The sequence below is a fragment of the Pseudarthrobacter linnaei genome (genome assembly GCF_055412825.1).
This window is the reverse complement of sequence record NZ_JBVAYX010000014.1, coordinates 50,191-70,328: the sequence shown is the minus strand read 5'-3', so window position 1 is coordinate 70,328 and position 20,138 is coordinate 50,191. Positions and strand designations below refer to the sequence as shown.

General features: G+C 68.3%; 15 protein-coding genes. 9 read left to right on the top strand and 6 right to left on the bottom strand.

The genetic code is table 11. The features are described from left to right. Positions 1 to 57: 57 nt before the first annotated feature. From ACZYZ3_RS13295 to ACZYZ3_RS13285, 3 genes are all read left to right on the top strand, one after another. A complete protein-coding gene (locus ACZYZ3_RS13295; protein ID WP_463964286.1) occupies positions 58 to 1,296 on the top strand; it encodes an acyl-CoA dehydrogenase family protein in 1,239 nt (412 codons plus the stop codon). Further along, on the top strand, positions 1,293 to 2,444 hold the full coding sequence (locus tag ACZYZ3_RS13290; RefSeq protein WP_463964285.1) for a phosphotransferase family protein: 1,152 nt from the start codon (positions 1,293 to 1,295) through the stop codon (positions 2,442 to 2,444). The genes ACZYZ3_RS13295 and ACZYZ3_RS13290 overlap by 4 nt, the downstream gene beginning before the upstream one ends. 149 nt (positions 2,445 to 2,593) lie before the next feature. Further along, on the top strand, positions 2,594 to 3,907 hold the full coding sequence (locus ACZYZ3_RS13285) for an MFS transporter (protein WP_463964284.1): 1,314 nt from the start codon (positions 2,594 to 2,596) through the stop codon (positions 3,905 to 3,907). 283 nt (positions 3,908 to 4,190) lie between these two features. Here the strand turns inward: ACZYZ3_RS13285 and ACZYZ3_RS13280 are convergent, their stop codons facing one another. Next, the gene (locus ACZYZ3_RS13280; RefSeq protein WP_463964283.1) at positions 4,191 to 4,595 is read right to left on the bottom strand and encodes a DUF4383 domain-containing protein; all 405 of its coding nucleotides are present in this window, start codon (positions 4,593 to 4,595) and stop codon (positions 4,191 to 4,193) included. A gap of 250 nt (positions 4,596 to 4,845) precedes the next feature. On the opposite strand from ACZYZ3_RS13280, the gene ACZYZ3_RS13275 reads away from it, so the two are divergent. Continuing rightward, positions 4,846 to 6,162 (top strand): cell division protein PerM, encoded by a 1,317-nt coding sequence (locus ACZYZ3_RS13275; RefSeq protein WP_463964301.1) that lies wholly within the window; start codon positions 4,846 to 4,848, stop codon positions 6,160 to 6,162. A 103-nt stretch (positions 6,163 to 6,265) separates the two neighbouring features. Here ACZYZ3_RS13275 and ACZYZ3_RS13270 read toward each other — a convergent pair whose 3' ends face one another. After that, entirely contained in the window at positions 6,266 to 6,706 is a 441-nt protein-coding gene (locus ACZYZ3_RS13270) for a hypothetical protein (RefSeq protein WP_463964282.1), read from the bottom strand. A gap of 39 nt (positions 6,707 to 6,745) precedes the next feature. Between ACZYZ3_RS13270 and purN the strand changes: the two genes are divergently transcribed. Then, positions 6,746 to 7,336, top strand: coding sequence for a phosphoribosylglycinamide formyltransferase (gene purN / locus ACZYZ3_RS13265; protein WP_463964281.1), 591 nt, complete (start codon positions 6,746 to 6,748; stop codon positions 7,334 to 7,336). Between the two features lie 114 nt (positions 7,337 to 7,450). Here the strand turns inward: purN and ACZYZ3_RS13260 are convergent, their stop codons facing one another. Then, positions 7,451 to 8,803 (bottom strand): MFS transporter, encoded by a 1,353-nt coding sequence (locus ACZYZ3_RS13260; protein ID WP_463964280.1) that lies wholly within the window; start codon positions 8,801 to 8,803, stop codon positions 7,451 to 7,453. A gap of 154 nt (positions 8,804 to 8,957) precedes the next feature. Here ACZYZ3_RS13260 and purH point away from each other — a divergent pair, with 154 nt between their 5' ends. Beyond that, positions 8,958 to 10,643 carry a bifunctional phosphoribosylaminoimidazolecarboxamide formyltransferase/IMP cyclohydrolase gene (gene purH / locus ACZYZ3_RS13255; RefSeq protein WP_463964279.1) on the top strand — a complete coding sequence of 562 codons (1,686 nt, stop codon included), beginning with the start codon at positions 8,958 to 8,960 and terminating at the stop codon, positions 10,641 to 10,643. Positions 10,644 to 10,987: 344 nt separating this feature from the next. Further along, entirely contained in the window at positions 10,988 to 11,881 is an 894-nt protein-coding gene (locus tag ACZYZ3_RS13250) for an NmrA family NAD(P)-binding protein (RefSeq protein WP_463964278.1), read from the top strand. A gap of 301 nt (positions 11,882 to 12,182) precedes the next feature. Here ACZYZ3_RS13250 and ACZYZ3_RS13245 read toward each other — a convergent pair whose 3' ends face one another. Continuing rightward, positions 12,183 to 13,184: a trypsin-like serine peptidase gene (locus ACZYZ3_RS13245; RefSeq protein ID WP_463964277.1), complete on the bottom strand. Its 1,002-nt coding sequence runs from the start codon at positions 13,182 to 13,184 to the stop codon at positions 12,183 to 12,185. A gap of 247 nt (positions 13,185 to 13,431) precedes the next feature. Here ACZYZ3_RS13245 and ACZYZ3_RS13240 point away from each other — a divergent pair, with 247 nt between their 5' ends. Continuing rightward, the gene (locus ACZYZ3_RS13240) at positions 13,432 to 15,651 is read left to right on the top strand and encodes an NADP-dependent isocitrate dehydrogenase (protein WP_463964276.1); all 2,220 of its coding nucleotides are present in this window, start codon (positions 13,432 to 13,434) and stop codon (positions 15,649 to 15,651) included. 290 nt (positions 15,652 to 15,941) lie between these two features. Continuing rightward, a complete protein-coding gene (locus ACZYZ3_RS13235; protein ID WP_463964275.1) occupies positions 15,942 to 18,155 on the top strand; it encodes a catalase in 2,214 nt (737 codons plus the stop codon). Between the two features lie 123 nt (positions 18,156 to 18,278). On the opposite strand, the gene ACZYZ3_RS13230 is transcribed toward ACZYZ3_RS13235, so the two are convergent. Together ACZYZ3_RS13230 and ACZYZ3_RS13225 are read right to left on the bottom strand one after the other, a co-directional pair. Further along, complete coding sequence (locus ACZYZ3_RS13230; RefSeq protein ID WP_463964274.1) at positions 18,279 to 18,800, bottom strand: mucin-associated surface protein; 522 nt, start codon at positions 18,798 to 18,800, stop codon at positions 18,279 to 18,281. After that, positions 18,797 to 20,089 (bottom strand): serine/threonine-protein kinase, encoded by a 1,293-nt coding sequence (locus ACZYZ3_RS13225; RefSeq protein WP_463964273.1) that lies wholly within the window; start codon positions 20,087 to 20,089, stop codon positions 18,797 to 18,799. Before ACZYZ3_RS13225 ends, ACZYZ3_RS13230 begins: the two co-directional genes overlap by 4 nt. Positions 20,090 to 20,138 lie beyond the last annotated feature (49 nt).

Sequence of the window (20,138 nt, the reverse complement as noted above, 5' to 3'; positions counted from 1 at the left end):
CGCCTCAGCACTTCGGTGTTCCAGCCGCCCAGCCCTTCCGGCCCGAAAGGACCTCCCATGAACCAAACCTCCCCGTCTCCCGCCGTCGAAGACCTCCGGCTGCGGACCCGTGATTTCATCCGCTCCGTCGTGATCCCGGCCGAGCCGCGGCCAGGCGTTCGCCTGGACGACGGCCTGCGCCGCGAACTCGGCGAAGCCGCCAAAGCCGCCGGCGTATTCGCCCCGCACGTCCCCGTCTCCTTTGGCGGCCAGGGCCTGCCGGTGGACCAGTGGTCCCCGATCTTTCAGGAAGCCGGCTATTCCCCGATCGGGCCGGCCGTCCTCAACTGCATGGCGCCCGATGAGGGCAATATGCACATGCTGAACATCATCGGCACCGAGGAGCAGAAAAAGCGGTACCTTGCCCCGCTCGCCGCCGGCGAGACGTTCTCCTGCTTTGGCATGACCGAACCCCACCCGGGCGCGGGATCGGACCCCGCAGGGCTGCTGACCACCGCGACCCGCAACGGTGATTCCTGGACCATCACCGGTGACAAGCGCTTCACCAGCGGGGCCGAGCACGCCGGATTCGCGATTGTCATGGCACGGACGCCGGATTCCGGGACGGGCCCGGACAGCGCGACGATGTTCCTGGTGGACATGGACGCCCGGGGCGTCCGGCTGGGCAACCCGATCCACACCATTGACCGGACCATCGCCGGCGGCCACCCGAACCTGCACTTCGACAACGTTGTCGTCGGACCGGAGGCGGTGCTCGGCGAAGTCGGTCTCGGCTTCAAATACGCCCAGGTCCGGCTGGGACCGGCCCGGCTCACGCACTGCATGCGCTGGCTCGGCCTGGCCCGGCGCTCGCTGGACATCGCCCTGGACCGCACCGACACCCGGGAAATCTTCGGCTCACCCATCGCGCAGCTCGGCATCGCCCAGGAGATGATCGCCCAGTCCGTGATCGACATCGAAACCTCGGACGCGATCATCACCAAGACCGCAGCCCTCCTGGTCTCCGATCCCAAGGCCGGCTCCGCGATGTCCTCGATCGCCAAGGTGCACTGCTCCGAGGCCGTCTTCCGGGTCATCGACCGAGCCATCCAGCTGTGCGGAGGCGACGGCGTCTCCGACGGGCTGCCGCTGGCACAGTACGCCGCCGAAGTCCGACCGTTCCGGATCTACGACGGCGCCAACGAGACCCACAAGTGGGCCATCTCCAGGCGCACCTCGTCGCAGCGGCGCCGCGCGGTCGCCGCGGGGGAGCAGTTCCTGGGCGCCGCCCGATTCCCCGACGGAGCCGCATCATGACACCCGCCGAGGCAGCGGGTGCGGCCCAGCCCGAGGTCGTCGACAGCGCGGACCAGGCCGCCGCCGCGGGTGCGGCCCAGCCCGAGGTCGTCGACAGCGCGGACCAGGCCGCCTCGTTGACCCGGCCCCCGCTGCTCATCCTGGACAACGTCCGCGACTTCCTGGACGGCGCCGGCCTGGGGTCCGGGGACCTGGAGTGGGAACGGATCGGGGACGGCCAGTCCAACGTGACCTTCCGGCTCCGCCGGGACGGGGCCGACGTCGTGCTCCGCCGCGGGCCCCGGCCGCCGCTGCCTAAATCCACCCACGACATGGTGCGCGAAGCCCGGATCCAGCTGGCGCTGGCACCGCTGGGCATGCCCGTTCCGCGCATCCTGGCCGTGTGCGGTGACGACTCCGTCCTCGGCGTGCCGTTCTACGTGATGGAACACCTCGACGGCGCAGTCCTCACCGACACGGTGCCCCCGCACCTCGATGCACCGGAATCGCGCCGGGCGACGAGCGAGGCGTTGGTGGACACACTCACGGACCTGCACTCACTGGACGTGTCCGGCGGCGAGATCGCCCGGATCGGCCGGCCCGAGGGCTACCTCGAACGCCAGGTCGCCCGGTTTGCCTCGCTGTGGGATGTCAACACCACACGGGACCTGCCCGCCGTCGGGCGACTGGCGTCCTGGCTGGAGGACAACCGCCCGGAAAGCCAGCGCAATTCGGTGATCCACGGCGACTACCGCACCGGGAACCTGATGTTCGCCCCGGCCGGGCCGCCCCGCGTGACCGCTCTGCTCGACTGGGAAATGGCCACGCTGGGGGACCCGCTGGCCGACCTCGGCTACTTGACCGCGACCTACGCCGACGCGGACGAGCCGTTCACCACCATGGAGCTGACGCCGGTCACACGGCTTCCCGGATACCTGCGACGGCAGGACCTGATCGACCGGTACCAGGAACGGATGTCCCTCGACCTGACGCCCCTGCCGTGGTACCAGGCCCTGGCCCTGTGGAAAGCGGCGATCTTCAGCGAGGCGATCTACACCCGCTGGCTGCGCGGGGAACGTCCGGGCGACACCGGGTTCGGCGCCGCGATGGAACAAGGCGTGCCGCAACTGCTCGACGTCGCCGAACGGCTCGCGACCCGCCTGAAGTAAGCCCACGCCGGGGCCGCCCAAGTCCGCCCCGGCGGATCGCCCCTCGCGGGCGGTTCGCTCCTCAGCCGTGCCCGCCACCGGCGCCACGGTCCCCAGCCAGTGCCTCAGAACCCGCATTCCTCATACAGCGCAGTAGGGAAGGAACCACCATGGATAGCACCATTCGACTTGAGGCTGCCCCGCCGTCCGGGCAGCAACAGCCTCGTACCGATCAGCGCTCCAAACGGCGTTCAATGTTCGCCAGCACCATAGGCAACGTCCTGGAGTGGTACGAGTGGAGCGCCTACGCCGTCTTTGCGCCCTTCATTGCGGCGGCGATGTTCGACTCCAAAGACCCCGTCTCCGCCCTGCTCTCGACCCTGGCCGTTTTCGCGGTGGGCTTCCTGATGCGCCCGCTGGGCGGCATCGTGTTCGGCCGGATCGCGGACAAGCGCGGCCGGAAGTTCGTGTTGATCACCACCATGTTGATCATGGCCGGCGGCTCGCTCCTGATCGGGCTGATGCCGACCTATGGACAGGTGGGGATCTGGGCCTCGGTGCTCCTGCTGCTGGCCCGCGTCGCCCAGGGCTTTGCCCACGGCGGCGAGTCCGCCACGGCCAACACCTACATCGCCGAGATCGCACCTCCGGCCAGACGAGGGCAGTGGGGAAGCATCGTATTCGTGGCCATTTTTGGCGGCTCGGTGCTGGCCTACGTGGTGGGCGGTGGCGTGACCAGTGTTCTGGGCGCGGCCGGTGTCGCGCAATGGGGGTGGCGCATCCCGTTCCTGCTCGGAGCCGTGCTGGCCCTGGCCGCGCTTTACCTTCGCCGGGGCATGGAAGAGAGCGACGTCTTCGAAGCCAAAGCAGCGGCCACCGAGGTGGCACCGATCCCGAGGAAGACCGTCATTCGTGCCGTCCTGCTCATGATCGCCATGACCTCCGGCATCACCGCTGCCCACTACACCTGGACGTCCTACGCCTCCACCTTCGCCATCACACAGCGCGGGATGGATCCCCAGACCGCGTACTGGGCCTCCGTGATCGCACAGTCGATTGCCCTCATCACCCTGCCGTTCTGGGGGCGGCTCTCGGACCGGATCGGGCGCCGGCCCCTGCTGATCGGATTCTCCGTGGCCATGATCGCCACACAGTTTCCGCTGATGGGCATGATCACCAGCGACGGCTGGACGCTCGCCGTCGCCGCCACCCTGGCCCTGTGCATCGTCGCCATTCCGGGGGCGCTGCTGGCTGCCGTGCTGTCAGAGAACTTCCCCACGAAGATCCGGACCCAGGGCATCGGCTTTGCCTACTCCTTGTCGGTCGCGATCTTCGGCGGGACGGCACCGTACCTGAATGCCCTCTTCAACAGTTGGAGCCTGGGCTGGCTCTCCAGCATCTACATCATCGTGCTGTGCCTCGCCACGGCGCTCGCGGTGTTCAAGCTCCCGGAGACCAAGGGCATCGACCTCAACGACGCCTAAATTCAGCCGTCGCGCCTTTGCCCAGCCGGCGGTCCGCGCGCCGCGCGCCGTACGGACGTCGGATTGCCCGACTGCACAAGTGGACGGCGATCTGACGCGAGTGGCCGCCATCCGGAGGTTGATTGCGGCCACTTGTGGTGAAAGTCCTTTGACGCGCCCGCCACAAAGAAAGCTGGTGCAGTCGCTGCGTTTCCGCGAGGCGACTGCACCAGCAGGTAGTACGAATTTTCAGAATGCTATGAAACGTTACTCATTCGCGGCTCCCTTTGTCCCGGTTGTCTGCTTACCGGGTTTTTGCGTCGTCAGCCAGATGCCTCGACATCAGCCAACCGGCGGCTACCATTGCTAGGCCGATGATCATAAAGGCCCAGACATTCATGAGATTCAGCGACAGGAAATTGGCCGCCGAGTCCACACCCACGATGAGCCCGTAGATGCTAAGGACGATGTACAGCAGGCCAAAGCCCATCAGGAAGTTGCGGGCGCCCATGGGGTTGTTCCGGGACATGGCCATGCCGGTGGCGCCGATGCCGACCTGAACGATGTTCAGCAACATCGATACCTGGAACAGGCCCAGGAACAGGGCCGAGGAATCCGGTCCAAGGAACGCCAGTTCGCTGTACTGCGTGGTGATGCCCGGGATGAACCCCAGGATGCCCACGAGTATTAGCAAGATACCCACACCCATGCCGACGTTCTGGACATCTGTCCGACCGAAGTGAACGCCGTGTGCATGTGGAGATGCGGTAGTCATTTTCTGCCTCCAACCAATGATTGCGGACATTCCAATTTTACGGCGAGGCGGGGAAAAAAGCGCCTGCATGGCGGGGGGTTGAATTCGGCCCTGAACGCCTGGAATCCGGGAAGTCCTTGCCAAATCGGCCGGTTGAGCCTGTCGAAACAGGCAGGAACCCCCGCACATGGCACCATGGAACACGATGAAACTGCGCGCTGATCAGACCGGGGAACGTGGACTTCCGATGCCCTTGTGGCTTCAGGGATCCCTCGAGTCCGCGCAGGCAGCGATAATTTCCGCCCTGGTGGTGGCCGCGCCGATTCTCGCCGTGTGGGCCACCGCCGGTTTCCTGAACACCGAACCCGATGCCCTGGCCCGCCTTGCCGGCCAGGCCTGGCTGCTGGTCCACGGCGTTCCGTTGCTGCTGGACACCGCCGGCACGGGCCCCGCGGCCGCCCATCAGTCCGGCGTCCTCTCGCTCATCCCGCTCGGACTGACCCTGATCCCGTTCCTGCTCGCATGGCGTGCAGGCCGGCGGCTGGCACGGGCCTCGTACACGGACCAGCTCTGGCAGGCGCTGCTCGGCTCCTGGCTGATGTATGCGGCGTTCGGTCTGACCACCGGCTTTGTCTGCCGCACGGACGACGTCGGCGTGGGACTCTGGTCCGCCGCCCTCATCCCGCTGATCCCGTTCGGGCTCGGCATGGCGATCGGCGCCCGCCGCGAGGCCGGCTCCTGGAGCCGCCTGATCGGCGTCGACGCCGTCGCCTGGCTTTCCCGCACCAGCCAGCATTCGCGCTGGGCGGGCTCCTACCTGGGGTCCGCGGTCAAAGCAGGCTTCGTGGCGCTGATGGCGAGCCTGGCGATGTCATGCGTGCTGCTCGCCGCCACCTTCTTCACCCACTGGAACCTTGTGGTCGCGGTCTATGAAGCGCTCGACGCCGGAGCGACGGGAGGCGCCATGCTCACCATCGCGCAGCTCGGCTTCCTGCCCAACCTGGTCGTGTTCGCACTCGCCTGGATCTCCGGGGCGGGCGTTGCGCTGGGCGTCGGCTCCCAGGCCGGGGCGCTGGGCACCGCCGTCGGGCCGCTGCCGTCGATCCCGGTGTTCGCGGCCCTGCCGGCCGGGCCGCAGGATTTCGCGGTGGCCGCGCTGGTGGTGCCGGTCCTCGCCGGAACCCTCGCCGGCTGGTGGTTCCTGCGCGAAGGGGAAAACCACTTCGATGAATGGCTCTCGATCAAGATCCGCGCCCGCTGGTTCACTGCCACGGTCTCCACCCTGGCGCTCGGCGTGATGGTCGGCAGCGTTGCCGGGCTGCTGGCGGCCGGCCTGGCCTGGCTGGCCCGCGGCTCCGCCGGAATCGGACGGCTCACGGAGATCGGACCCGACCCGCTCCGGACGGCACTGTTCGTCGCCGCGGAGGTGGCGGTCGGCGTCGTGATCGGTTACGCGGCAGGACCGTGGCTGGAACGCCAGCAGAAGCTGCGCGAAGCGGACCTGGAGACGGCGTCCCTGTAGCGCGCCACCGCGTTGGGCGGACCCGGTTCTGGCGGAACCGGTTTGAGCGGACCCGGTTTTGGCGGACCCGCGTTCAGCGGAACTGCGTGTAGGGGAGCGGCGCCTAGCGGAACTGCGGCAGCGACCGTTCCAGCTGAATCTGGCACCTGGAGGAGGCCTGCTCGGTGAGGGCCTGGCGGCTGCACTGCTGGTAGTCGCGGACCTGGTTGAAGAACAGTGCCGAGGCCAGGAGCAGCAGCACCTGCACGGCCAGGACCACCAACCCGGAGATCGTACCGAACAGCACCAACTTGGATTCCTTGAACTTGGCGTACCTGACCAGCACCATGATGCCCAGCACGATGCCGGCCACGGTCAGGATCGCGCTCAGCCAGAGGTAATTGATGTCCATCTGGTAGACGAAGAACGATCCCAGCACCGCCACAATGAAGCTGCGGAACAGATTGTGGGTCTTGGCCTGCGAGGCCTTGGCCGCGTCGCTGAGCGGGTGCTGGCCTTGCGGCTGGCCGCGGTTGCTGCCGGCGGAGTCGTTCGGGGGATTCATGGTTTCCAGCCTACGCGAGCGGCCCCATAAGCTAGGACAATGCGCATCGTAGTCCTCGTCTCCGGCACCGGCTCCAACCTTCAGGCCGTCATCGACGCCGTGACAGAGGGCCGTCTCGACATCGAGATCGCCGCCGTCGGCGCGGACCGGCCCGGAACCTACGGGGTGGAGCGCTCGGCCGCCGCCGGCCTCCCCACCTTCGTGGTGGACTTCAAGGCCTACCCGGACCGGGCCGCCTGGAACGCCGCGCTCACCGACGCCGTGGCCGCGTACGCGCCCGACGTCGTCGTGTCCTCTGGGTTCATGCGGATCGTCAGCGCGGACTTCATCGACGCGTTCGGCGGCAAGTACCTCAACACCCACCCGGCGCTGCTGCCCTCGTTCCCGGGCGCGCACGGCGTCCGGGACGCGCTGGCCTACGGCGTGAAAGTCACCGGCTGCACGGTGCACTGGGCCGACGCCGGGGTGGATACGGGCCCGATCATCGCGCAGGAAGCCGTGGCGGTCGCGGACGGCGAGACCGAGGAGTCCCTGCACGAACGGATCAAGGTGGTTGAGCGCCGGCTCCTCGTGTCCACGCTCGCGGCCCTTGCCGCGGCGGAGACCCCCGCCACGCCCGGCACCAAGTAGCCCACCCACCCAGCAGCCCTCCCGCGCCCGCACACCCCGTTGCGCTATCACTTTTGGTGCTTCTGAGCCCCTGTGATGCACCAAAAGTGATAGCGCATCCGCGGGGGCAGGGGGCTAGGCGAGGTGGCGCTGCTTGGTCTCGGGGGCGAAGAAGGCCATCCACAGCACACTGAGCAGCACCAGCACCCCGGCGATGGCGAACGAGGTCGCGAGGCCCAGCTCTGGCCAGAGGAACGCCGCGAAGACCAGCGGGCCGAAGCCGGCGCCGAGCCGGGAGAACGTCGAGGCCCAGCCGAAGCCGGAGCCGCGCAGCTCGGTGGGATACAGCTCCGAGACATAGGCGTAGAGCACCGGGATGGCCACCTGCACCACAAAGCCGAACACCAGCAGCCAGAACACGGCCGCCGTCGGGATGTCCACCACGATCGCCACGATCACCAGGGTCAGGGCGGACAGCGGCCCGGTGATTGCCAGGATCCACTTCCGTCCCACGCGCTCCACTAACAGCGCGGCAACCACCACGCCCAGGAGCCCGACGGCGGCCATGGAGGCGGTGGTGAGGAAGGCCTTGTACTCCTCGAAGCCGGCGCCGATCAGGATCCGCGGCATCCAGGTCAGCGACAGGTAGTAGACCAGCAGGATGCTGAAGAACAGCGACCAGGCCGCCGTCGTGATCTTCCAGTCGTACTGCCAGAGCAGGCGCAGCTGGGTCCAGGCGCTCCCGGCGGAGAGCCGCGGGGCGTCCTGCGCCGCGGGCAGGCTGTAGACCCGAGGCTCGGCCCCGGTCGCCGCGACGAGGTCATCGATCACCTTGGCGGCCTCCTCCCGCCGGCCCTTGCGGATCAGGAACAGCGGGGACTCCGGGACGCTGCGGCGGACCCAGAACACCAGCAGCGCCGGCAGCACCATCACCAGCATGGTCAGGCGCCAGTCCCCGTACAGGGCCACGAGCCCTGCGGACACGAAGCCGCACAGTGCCGCGCCGATCGGCCACCAGCCGTCCATGGCGGTCAGGACCCTGCCGCGCTGCTTGCGGGGCGTGAACTCGCCCACCAGCGCGTAGTCCACCGGGATGCACCCGCCCAGGCCGAAGCCGGCCATAAAGCGGAACGCGACGAACCAGAGGAAATCAGGGGAGAAGGCGCCCAGCACGGTGAAGAGCGAGAAGATCAGCAGGGTGGCGGTGAAGGCCTTCTTGCGCCCGATGGTGTCCGCGATGGTGCCCCAGATGAAGGCGCCCAGGGCCATGCCGATCAGGTTCGAGGCCCCGATCCAGGCGGCCTCGCCCGGGGTGAGGGACCAGTGCCTGGACAGCAACGGAATCAGGATGCCGTTGAGCGTGACGTCCCAGGCATCGAACATGAAGCCCAGGCCGCCAATCAGGAAGATCCGGCCCTGCACCTTCCAACGCCACGGCAGTTCCTGGACCACCTGTTCGCCGCTGGGCACAGTGGTGTACGTATTCATCTCTCAGCCTCCAGGGAAAACTCTACGTGGCCGCGACCTCCGGTGCCGTCCGCTTCATACTCGGGCGCGCGGGAAGGCCCGGAGCGCTGACGCGATAAACTGGCCGTATCCCCACCACCCGCGGCCCCGCCGCGACATACGACGGAGACTTTTTGTGAGCTTCACGCCGCTTGACCGTGTATCCATCGACCGTGTTCCCATCCGCCGGGCCCTGATTTCGGTCTACGACAAGACCGGTCTGGAGGAGCTCGCGAGGGGCCTGCACGACGCCGGCGTGAAGCTCGTCTCCACCGGCTCCACCGCCAAGAGGATCGCCGCCGCCGGCATCCCGGTGCAGGAAGTCGAGGAAGTCACCGGCTCCCCGGAAATGCTGGACGGCCGCGTCAAGACCCTGCACCCGCGCGTCCACGGCGGCATCCTCGCCGACCGCCGCGTCCCGGCGCACATGGACATGCTCGCGTCGATGGACATCGAACCGTTCGACCTCGTGGTGGTGAACCTTTACCCCTTCGTGGAGACCGTGAAATCGGGCGCTGCACAGGACGACGTCGTCGAGCAGATCGACATCGGCGGCCCCGCGATGGTGCGCTCGGCAGCGAAGAACCACGCCGCCGTCGCCATTGTGGTGGACCCGTCCTCGTACCACGACGTCGTGGCTGCCGCCGCGTCCGGCGGCTTTGACCTGAAGACCCGGCGCCGGCTCGCCGCCAAGGCCTTCGCACACACGGCCACCTACGACACCGCCGTGGCCAGTTGGACCGCGGGCCAGTTCCTCGATGAGGACGGCGACGGCGTCATCGACTGGCCCGCCTACGCCGGCCTGGCGCTCGAGCGCTCCGAGGTGCTCCGCTACGGCGAAAACCCGCACCAGCAGGCCGCCCTCTACGTGGACAAGGCCGCCCCGGCCGGTATCGCCCAGGCCGACCAGCTGCATGGCAAGGCCATGAGCTACAACAACTTCGTCGACGCAGACGCCGCCCTGCGCGCCGCGTTCGACTTCGCCGGGCCCGCCGTCGCGATCATCAAGCACGCCAACCCCTGCGGCGTGGCCGTGGGGTCGGCCTCCGCAGCGGACCCGATCGCGGATGCGCACGCCAAGGCCCACGCCTGCGACCCGGTCTCCGCGTTCGGCGGGGTGATCGCGGCCAACCGCACGGTCACCGCCGGCATGGCCCGGACCGTTGCAGGCATCTTCACCGAGGTCGTCATTGCCCCGGGCTTCGAGGACGAGGCCGTGGAGATCCTGTCCAAGAAGAAGAACATCCGCCTCCTGGCTCTGCCCGAGGGCTACGGCCGCTACCCCTCCGAAATCCGGCAGGTCTCCGGCGGTGTGCTGGTGCAGATGTCGGACCGGGTCGACGCCGAGGGCGACAACCCCGCCAACTGGACCCTCGCGGCCGGTGCGGCCGCCGACGCCGACACCCTGGCCGATCTCGCCTTCGCCTGGACCGCGTGCCGTGCCGCCAAGTCCAACGCCATCCTGCTGGCCAACCACGGTGCCGCCGTGGGCATCGGCATGGGCCAGGTCAACCGGCTCGATTCCTGCAAGCTCGCCGTCGAGCGGGCCAACTCGCTGGGCGTGAGCGTGGAATCCGAAGTCGACGGCGCCGGCGGTGCCTCCAACGCCGACGCCAGCGGAGCCCCGGAGCGTGCCCGCGGCGCGGTGGCGGCGTCGGACGCGTTCTTCCCCTTCGCCGACGGCCTGCAGATCCTGATCGACGCCGGCGTCCGCGCCGTCGTGCAGCCCGGCGGCTCGGTCCGCGATGAGGAAGTCATCGCCGCAGCCAACGCCGCCGGAATCACGATGTACTTCACGGGCGCCCGGCACTTCTTCCACTAAGGGTCGCGCTCAGTCCCCGCGCCGGGCCTCACCATGAATGGACATGCCCTCCCTTTCCCGGAGGGCATGTCCATTTTTCGCGGCCACGGCCGGGCACCTTGGCATTGTGTCCAAGCACCGCGCTGCGCGGGGGACATGTCGCGTGGCGCGGGGAGGAGCAGGGGCGCGCGCGGAGTCGCGGCCGGGGCACATGCCCAGTGTTGGAGCCAATGACCGGGCACATAGGGTTCCTGTCCAAGCCCTGGGTGGTGCGGGGGACATGTCCCGTGGCCGTTGGCCGGAACGATCGAGACGCCACGGTGCGGGTTTGTTAGCCTCAGGGTCAGCAGGAAGGAAGGCGCTTGATGGCGGATGAGGTGATCCTGGTGACCGGGGCCACGGGCAACGTCGGCCGGGTGGTGGTGGAACAGCTGCTGACCGCCGGGCGAAGAGTCCGTGCGGCCGGCCGCAGTACGGAGTCCGTGAGGCGGATGTTCGGGCAGCGGGTTGAGGCCGTGGCCCTCGATTTCACGGACGAGATGACCTGGCCCGGCGTATTCGACGGGGCCCGGCAGATGTTTCTGCTGCGTCCGCCGCATCTGGGCAGGCCGCAGAGGCAGATCATTCCTGCCCTCGAATACGCCCGGGCCCACGGGGTCGAACAGGTGGTGTTCCTTTCCCTCCAGGGTGCGGAGACCAACAAGGCCGTCCCGCACGCCGCCATCGAGGCGTGGCTCCGCGCCTCCGGCGCCGCCTGGACCTTCGTGCGCGCCTCCTTCTTCCACCAAAACCTCTCCACGACCCACCTGACCGACATCCGCGACCGCGACGAGATCGTGGTTCCCGCCGGCCGCGGGGCGACCGCGTTCGTTGACTGCGAGGACGTCGGCGCCATCTGCGCCGCAGCGCTGCTGGATCCCGCCGCGCACCGCAACACCGCGTGGACTGTGACCGGGAACGAAGCGCTGACCTACGGACAGATCGCCCAGATCCTGGCTGACGAGCTCGGCCGGCCCATCCAGTACGCCCGGCCCGGGGTTTTCCGCTACCTTCGGCATGCCCGTCGGACCCTCGGAATGCCCTGGGGAATGGCCTTTGTCACCGCGGCCATCTACACCACAGCCCGGCTCCGACTGGCTGGCGGACTGTCCGGCACTGTGCGTCAGGTCCTGGGCCGTGACGCGATCAGTTTCGCCGAATTCGCCCACCGGGAACGGGAAATCTGGAAGCCCTCGCCGGCCGGCACGGAGACACCCTGAGGAGTGCGCTGCTGGGAGCCGCCGGGGGCACACGCCCTGGTCCTCCCCAGGCCCAGGCGAAGACCCCCGGGGACATGCTCCGTGTTAGAGCCCGGGACTGGGCATTTCGGGTGCATATCCAAGCTCCGAGCTTTGCGGGGGACATGTCCCGTGGTGCCGCTGCGTGCCGGGGGACATGTCCAGCCCGGCCCGGCCCCAGCACCGGGGCACACGACAACGCGGGGCCACCTGGGCCCATCCCCGTCGCTGGAGATGGGCCTCGAGTGACCCCGCGCTGGTATGCGTGTTGCTGGGTGCTGACCTAGGAAGCGGCCGCGGTCGTGTAGGCCTGCTGGATGATCGAGCCCCAGTACGGGCCGTACATCGTGGTGGAGTTGCTGCCGTAGCCGTAGCTGTTGACCGAGTTCTGGTAGCCGGTGGAGCTGGAACCGATGAACCACGGGCCGCCCGAGGAGCCGCCGGTCATGTTGCAGGGGATGCCCTGGGAGTTGAACTGCGGGTTGTACGGGTCGTTCGTGGCGGTGCCAGTGCAGCTCTTCAGGGACTCACCGTTGAACGGTGCGGCCGCGGGGTAGCCGAAGGCCTTGTAGCTCAGGCCGCGGGCGGCGTTGAACTGCAGGCCCGAGGCACCCACCACGTCCGCGAGCTTCTTGCCGTTAAGAGTGCTCATGACCGCGAAGCCGGTGTCGTACGTCATGTCACCGCCGGAGCTCCACTGGGTCGGGGCGTGGAGGGACTTGGCCGTCCACTTGCCGTAGGGGGCGGCGCCGTTGAGGTAGGCCGGGACGAAGGTGAACTTGGTGGCGAAGGCCCCTGGGCCCTCGTTGAGGCAGTGCCCGGCCGTGGAAACGGTGCTCTTGTTCGTGGAGGAGACCGAGTTGCCGGAGCAGACGTAGTTCGAGCCGCCCAGGGTGAAGAAGACCTTGCCGATGTGCTTGACCGGGGACTCGCTCGCGTTCGCCTTGGGCTGGACTTCCGGGGCCTGACGCGACGGGCTCTGGGATTCGACGGTGCTGGGCGATCCGGCCTCCGCCGGACGGTGCACGGCGGCCCTCGAATTGGCGCTCTTCTGCATGGCCCTCCCGGCCAGCACGTCGCCGGGGATGGCACTGCGCATCCGTTCCTCCGTCCAGTACTCCGCCCCGCCGGTCTCGACGACGGTGTGGCTGCTGACTGCGGACGTTTCCGCCGGCGCGTTGCCGGGTGCCGGGGCGGCGCTCGCTGCGCCCGCGGCGCTCAGAGCCAGCAGTGCCGCTGCGGAGAGGCTGAGGAGGCTGGTGGCCAGAGTCTTGGGTGTTCTCATGGTTGTCCTAACCGGTGGAATGCGGTGCGGCCGCCGGTGGTGGCCGCTGTGATGGAACGAAACTACGGGACTTTGACTGATGTGTAAAGTATGTTGTCAATTCTTGTCACAGCCTGCTGTCGGCGTCACGGAGTCCGGGGCGCAGGACGCCGGTAGGCGGCAACCCTACTCCCTCGGGTAAGTTAGGGGTGTTGAATTGGCAAAAAATTTCCGGAAATACCCAGACCTTCAGGGAGACGCCCGAGCAATGGCAAAGATTATCTATACCCACACCGACGAAGCGCCGATGCTGGCCACCTATTCGTTCTTGCCGATTGTTGAAGCCTTCGCTTCGACGGCCGGTGTGGAAGTGGAGACCCGCGACATCTCGCTGGCCGGCCGTATCATCGCCGCCTTGGGCGATTACCTCACTGAAGAGCAGCGCGTCAGTGACGCTTTGGCCGAACTTGGCGGCCTCGTCAAGAAGCCCGAAGCCAACATCATCAAGCTGCCCAACGTCAGCGCCTCGACGCCGCAGCTGAAGGCCGCCATCGCGGAGCTCCAGGGCCAGGGGTACGCCCTCCCGGACTACCCGGACAGCCCCTCCTCAGACGAAGAGACGGACATCCGCTCCCGCTACGACAAGATCAAGGGTTCCGCCGTCAATCCGGTGCTGCGCGAAGGCAATTCCGACCGCCGCGCACCGCTCTCCGTCAAGGCCTACGCCCGCCAGAACCCGCACAGCATGGGGGCCTGGACCGCTGAGTCCAACACGAACGTTGCCACCATGGATGCCGATGACTTCCGCTCCAACGAGAAGTCCGTGGTCATCAAGGCTGACGGAACCGTCAAGATCCAGCTGGTCAAGGAAGACGGCACCGTCAAGGTCCTTAAGCGGGCCTTCCCCGTCCTCGCCGGCGAGATCATCGACGGCACCGTGATGCGCGCAGCCGCCCTGGACACCTTCCTCGCAGCCCAGGTTGCCCGCGCGAGGGATGAGGGCGTGCTGTTCTCCGCCCACCTCAAGGCGACCATGATGAAGGTCTCCGACCCGATCATCTTCGGCCACGTCGTCAAGGCGTACTTCGCCGAGCTCTTCGACACCTACGGCGCCCAGATCGCCGCCGCGGGCCTGAGCCCGAACAACGGCCTGGCCTCCATCCTCAACGGCCTCGAGGACCTCCCTGAGGAGATCCGCGGCGACGTCGAGGCGGCCATCAAGAAGGGCCTGAACGACGGCCCCGAGCTGGCCATGGTCGATTCCGACAAGGGCATCACCAACCTGCACGTGCCCTCCGACGTGATTGTGGACGCCTCCATGCCGGCCATGATCCGCAGCTCCGGCCACATGTGGGGCCGCGACGGCCAGGAAGCCGACACCCTCGCCGTGCTCCCGGACAGCAGCTACGCCAGCATCTACCAGGTCGTCATTGACGACTGCCGCGCCCACGGCGCCTTCGACCCGACCACGATGGGCACCGTCCCGAACGTCGGCCTGATGGCGCAGGCCGCCGAGGAATACGGCAGCCACGACAAGACCTTTGAGATCCAGTCCGCCGGCACCGTCCAGCTGGTCGACGACGCCGGCACCGTGCTGATCGAGCACCAGGTCTCCCCGGGCGACATCTGGCGCGCCTGCCAGACCAAGGATGTCCCGGTCCGCGACTGGGTCAAGCTGGCCGTCACCCGCGCCCGCGCCTCCGCCATGCCGGCCATCTTCTGGCTGGACAAGGGCCGCGCCCACGACGCCCAGATGATCGCGAAGGTTGAGGAATACCTCAAGGAGCACGACACCGAGGGCCTGCAGATCGGCATCATGTCCCCGGAGGAGGCCACCGCCTTTACCCTGGAGCGCATCCGCAAGGGTGAGGACACGATCTCGGTGACCGGCAACGTGCTGCGCGACTACCTCACCGACCTTTTCCCGATCCTGGAACTGGGCACCAGCGCCAAGATGCTGTCGGTGGTTCCGCTGATCAACGGCGGCGGACTCTTCGAAACCGGCGCCGGCGGCTCCGCCCCGAAGCACGTCCAGCAGCTGCTGAAGGAAAACCACCTGCGCTGGGACAGCCTGGGTGAGTTCCTGGCCCTGGCCGTCAGCTTCGAGCACCTGGCCACGTCCACGGGCAACGCCCGCGCGCAGATCCTTGCCGACACGCTGGACCGCGCCACCGGCACCTTCCTGCTCGAGGACAAGTCCCCGAAGCGCAAGGCCGGCGAGCTCGACAACCGGGGCAGCCACTTCTACCTCGCCAAGTTCTGGGCCCAGGAACTGTCCCGCCAGACGGACGACGCCGAGCTGGCCGCGGCGTTCGCTGCCGTCTCGGGCGCGCTGGATTCCGCGGAGGAGACCATCCTCGGCGAGCTCCTCGCCGTCCAGGGCTCCCCGGTGGACCTCGGCGGGTACTACCACCCGGACAAGACCAAGGTCACCGCGGCCATGCGGCCCTCGGCGAAGTTCAGCGACGTGCTGTCCATGCTCGGCTAGGTCCACGGGCTCGCGTCCTGCCGGCCATCGTTTGCCCAGGCTAGGTCCACGGGCCGGCGTCCTGCCGGCCGTGGTTTGCCCAGGAGGCGCATTACCAAGAATGGCGTTACCCCAATCGGCGCACCGGAGATTCCCGGTGCGCCGTTTGGCGTTTTCCGGGCCCGGCCACCGGATGGCAGTTGCCTGGGCCGGCGCCATCACTTAGGGTACTAAGCACGCTTAGTTTCGGCTGGCGCGCCACAGGGCCGCCGGTGCGGGGCCAAGGATTGCCTACCCTGAGGAGTCGTCGCATGCCAGCAGAGCGCAACATCCAGATCCCCGGTGCAGTGTCCGTGGAACCGCCCGCGCTTCAGGAGCCCACCACACCGCGGGAACCGCTTCCGCCCAAGCCTGACCAGCAGGGGCCCGAGGCCGTGTCGCCGACCGGCAGCCCCACCGGCGCCCCGGTGAACTCGCGCGCGCAGTCCGGTGCCTACCTGACCACGGCCCAGGGGCTCCGGCTCTCCGACACGGACCACTCGCTGAAGGCCGGACGGCGCGGCCCGGTGCTGCTCCAGGACCACCACCTGCGTGAGAAGATCACCCACTTCGACCACGAACGCATCCCGGAACGTGTGGTCCACGCCCGCGGCGCCGGAGCCCACGGCGTCTTCCGGTCCTACGGTTCGGCGTCAAATATCACCCGCGCCGGGTTCCTGGCCAAGGACGCCGAGACGCCCGTCTTCGTCCGCTTCTCCACCGTCCTGGGCTCCCGCGGCTCCGCCGACACCGTCCGGGACACCCGCGGCTTCGCCACCAAGTTCTACACCGACGAGGGCACCTTCGACCTCGTCGGCAACAACATCCCGGTCTTCTTCATCCAGGACGGCATCAAGTTCCCGGACATCATCCACGCCGCCAAGCCGCACCCGGACCGCGAAATTCCGCAGGCCCAGAGCGCCCATGACACCTTCTGGGACTTCGTCTCGCTGCACACCGAAGCCCAGGCCCACACCATGTGGAACATGTCCGACCGTGCCCTCCCGCGCTCCTACCGGACCATGGAGGGCTTCGGCGTCCACACTTTCCGCCTTGTCAACGGCGAGGGCGCGACCAGCCTGGTGAAGTTCCACTGGAAGCCGAAGCAGGGCGTGCATTCACTGCTTTGGGAGGAAGCCCAGCTGATCAACGGCATGGACCCGGATTTCCACCGGCGGGACCTCGCGGACGCGATCGAGGCCGGCGCCTTCCCGCAGTGGGAACTGGGCGTGCAGGTCTTCCCGGACACCGAGGAGGAGTTCTTCGAGGGGATTGATCTGCTCGATCCCACGAAGTTCGTCCCGGAGGAACTGGCACCCGTGCAGCCGATCGGCATCATGACCCTGAACGCCAATCCGGTGAATTACTTCGCCGAAACCGAGCAGATCGCCTTCCACCCCGGCCACCTCGTCCCGGGCATCGACGTGACCAACGATCCGCTGCTGCAGGTCCGGCTGTTCTCCTACATCGACACCCAGATCAGCCGGCTCGGGGGCCCCAATTTCAGCCAACTACCGATCAACCGGCCGCACGCGCCCGTCAACGACATGCTGCGCGACGGCATGCACCAGACGGCGGTGCACGGGGGAGCGGCGCCGTACCACCCGAACTCGCTCGACGGCGGGTGCCCGTTCCTGGCCGGCGCCGACCTTGGGGCGTTCATCGACGTCCCGGAAGAACTCGCTGCCGCGGTCAAGGAGCGGAAGTCGCCCGCATCCTTCGATGACCACTACAGCCAGGCGCGGCTGTTCTTCCGCAGCCTTGCCCCGGTGGAGCAGGACCATGTTATCCAGGCGTACACCTTCGAACTGGGGAAGTGCCGCGAGGAGGCCGTCCGCCAGCGGCAGCTGCTGGCGCTGGCCAACATCGACCCCGCCCTGTGCGCAGCTGTGGCCTCCGGGCTCGGCATGCCGGCCCCGCAGGCCAGTGAACAGGTGGAAGACACCGCCCCGAGCCCGGCGGTCTCCCAGATGGGAGGTTCCTGGCCGGTGGCCGGCCGGGTGGTGGGAATCATCGCCGACGAGGACAGCGACCTGGACGCTGTCCGGGCCGCGCGGGCCGCCCTGGACGCAGCCGGGATCGTACCGCTCGTGATCGCTCCGGCCGGAGGCTTCCTCGGCGGGGCCGACGGCGGCATCCCGGTCCAGCGGACCTACCTCACCGCCCGCTCGACGGAGTTCGACGCGGTCCTGGTCGCCGCCTCGGGCGCGCCGGCGGCAGACGCCGCGCAGGGACGGGACGCCAAGGCCGGCGAGCCGGGGGCGTCGCTTGATCCCCGTGTTGTGCTGCTGCTGTCGGAGATGTTCCGGCACGCCAAGGCAATCGGCGGCTGGGGCCCGGCCGTCACGTGCCTGGACGGGGCGAGCATCCCGCCGGACGCTGCGGGCATCGCCCTCGGGGACGGGCCTGACGACGTCGTGGGGCAGCTCACGGGGCTGCTCGCTGCGCACCGGGCCTGGGAACGCTTCCCGGCCAGCGGGGTCTAGCATTTAACGACCCCCTACCTGACGACCCTGCGGTCGGAGGCGAAGGCCCGAAGGCACGTGACAAAGGAGGGAGGATCCCATGGGGCCCTCCCTCCTTCGGCTCGTTAGAGGTTCGGCACGGCCCTAATCGTCGTCGTCCTTGCCCTTGCCCTTGCCCTTGCCCTTGTCGGCCGGCGGCGCGACGGCGGGCGGGGAGGCCGCGGCTGCGGCGTCGGCTTCGGCCTGGGCGGCGGCCGCCGCGGCCTGTGCTGCCGCTTCCTGTTCGGCGGCAGCGCGGGCCGCGTCGGCTTCGGCCTGACGGGCGTTGAGGTCCATGCGGACAGTATCGACGGACTTCCGGATGTTCTGAAGCCGCACAAAGGACACCTCGCCACGGGCGGCCGCTTCGTCCAACTTCCGTACGAGCTCGTCGAGGTGTTTCAGCGACGCGGCCGGATCATTGGCGGCGGCGGCCTCGGTCACGGCAAGGACCTGGGATTGAAGTTCCCGGGCGGCAGTGCCGTCCAGCTCCGGCGCCGGTGCACAACCGGACAAGGTGCCGGTGAGCAGCGCCGTGCCGAGGACCCAACCCGCGAGGAGCAGACGGGTGCGGCGCGGACGGGATAGGGACCAGGCACGCTGGGCCGGCTGGGTGGTCAGGTTCATGGTTCCACACTCTTCTGGAGCTCTTGCAGGTGCTGCCCCAGGTCCCCGGTCACGGCCGGATAGGGGACGACGGCGGGTGGAACAGGCGCTGCCAGGGCGACGGCAGCCGTGACGGCACCTGTCAGGAGCGCCAGGAGCGCGAGGGACAGCAGGATCTGGGTGCGTCGGCCGGCCCGCTGGAAGCGCGAGGCGGTCCGGGACAGCCAGGTGCCGCGGTCTGCCCGCGGGGCGGCAACCGCGTCCGGGTCCAGCTGGTACCCGGCCCGGGTACCGGTGCTGGCACGGCCGCCGTTGCCGGTGGCGGCAGCAGCGTCACCAACGGGCATGGCAAGCGTCGCCGGGTTGGCGCCTGGTCCGAGCGAGGACAGCAGCGGGGGACGGACCGGCGGGACCGGCAGCACTCGGGTGCGTTCTTCGGCTAGGAGACCGGGGAGTGACTCGGACGAGACCAAGGCACGCCGCAGCGCCACTTCGAGGTCCGCGGCGGAGGGACGGTCCAGGGGATCCAGCGCTGTCATGGCCCGGATCAGCTTGGCCCATTCGACGGGCACCGAAGCGGGGACGGCCGGGACCCGGTGCAGTCTCGCGACGGCGGATTCCACGGCACTGCCGGGGTACTCGAGCTCTCCCTTGATGCACTCGAGCAGGACCAGCCCCAGGGAGTAAATGTCGGTTGCCGGACCGAGCTCCGCTCCGCGGGACTGTTCCGGACTCAAGTACGCGGCGGTCCCCACCATGGTGCCGGTCGCGGTCAGCCGGGTGCCGTCCATCATGCGTGCAATCCCGAAGTCGGTGAGCTTCGGCCGCAGGGGCTCCCCGGGGCGGACCGGAACGAGCAGGATGTTTGCCGGCTTGATATCCCGGTGGACGATGCCGAGCGAATGCACGTAGGCCAGGGCGTCCGACACACCGGCTCCGATGACCGCGATATCGGCCAGCGGCAACGGACTGTGCCGGATCCTGGCCCGGAGGTCCTGACCGTCCACCAGTTCCATGGTCAGGAACGGCCGGGGTTCATCCGGGATGCGGGTGTCCGTGCCGGCGTCGAACAGGGTCACCAGGCTCGGGTGGTTAAGGGTTGCCAGGAGTCCAATTTCGGCTTCCTGCCGCCTGACTTCGTCAGGATCGGCGGAGTGCGGGGCAAAGAGCTTGAGAGCCACGTCGCGGCCGAGGTTCACGTCCCTGGCGCTGTAGACGGACGCCATTCCGCCCCGGCCGATCACTTCCCCCAACCGGTAGCGGCCGCTCAAGAGCTCTGCCGTGCCGCTATTGGGCGAAGTACTGTCCACGATGTCCCCGTTCCTTCCCCGTGCGCCACGGCGGCGCCCCTGAAGAATG

Bases quoted from the DNA above. Each gene is read 5' to 3' on its own strand.
- ACZYZ3_RS13295 (WP_463964286.1), top strand. From the start codon at position 58: ATGAACCAAACCTCCCCGTCTCCCGCCGTCGAAGACCTCCGGCTGCGG.
- ACZYZ3_RS13290 (WP_463964285.1), top strand. From the start codon at position 1,293: ATGACACCCGCCGAGGCAGCGGGTGCGGCCCAGCCCGAGGTCGTCGAC.
- ACZYZ3_RS13285 (WP_463964284.1), top strand. From the start codon at position 2,594: ATGGATAGCACCATTCGACTTGAGGCTGCCCCGCCGTCCGGGCAGCAA.
- ACZYZ3_RS13280 (WP_463964283.1), bottom strand. From the start codon at position 4,595: ATGGGTGTGGGTATCTTGCTAATACTCGTGGGCATCCTGGGGTTCATC.
- ACZYZ3_RS13275 (WP_463964301.1), top strand. From the start codon at position 4,846: ATGAAACTGCGCGCTGATCAGACCGGGGAACGTGGACTTCCGATGCCC.
- ACZYZ3_RS13270 (WP_463964282.1), bottom strand. From the start codon at position 6,706: ATGAATCCCCCGAACGACTCCGCCGGCAGCAACCGCGGCCAGCCGCAA.
- purN (WP_463964281.1), top strand. From the start codon at position 6,746: ATGCGCATCGTAGTCCTCGTCTCCGGCACCGGCTCCAACCTTCAGGCC.
- ACZYZ3_RS13260 (WP_463964280.1), bottom strand. From the start codon at position 8,803: ATGAATACGTACACCACTGTGCCCAGCGGCGAACAGGTGGTCCAGGAA.
- ACZYZ3_RS13250 (WP_463964278.1), top strand. From the start codon at position 10,988: ATGGCGGATGAGGTGATCCTGGTGACCGGGGCCACGGGCAACGTCGGC.
- ACZYZ3_RS13245 (WP_463964277.1), bottom strand. From the start codon at position 13,184: ATGAGAACACCCAAGACTCTGGCCACCAGCCTCCTCAGCCTCTCCGCA.
- ACZYZ3_RS13240 (WP_463964276.1), top strand. From the start codon at position 13,432: ATGGCAAAGATTATCTATACCCACACCGACGAAGCGCCGATGCTGGCC.
- ACZYZ3_RS13235 (WP_463964275.1), top strand. From the start codon at position 15,942: ATGCCAGCAGAGCGCAACATCCAGATCCCCGGTGCAGTGTCCGTGGAA.
- ACZYZ3_RS13230 (WP_463964274.1), bottom strand. From the start codon at position 18,800: ATGAACCTGACCACCCAGCCGGCCCAGCGTGCCTGGTCCCTATCCCGT.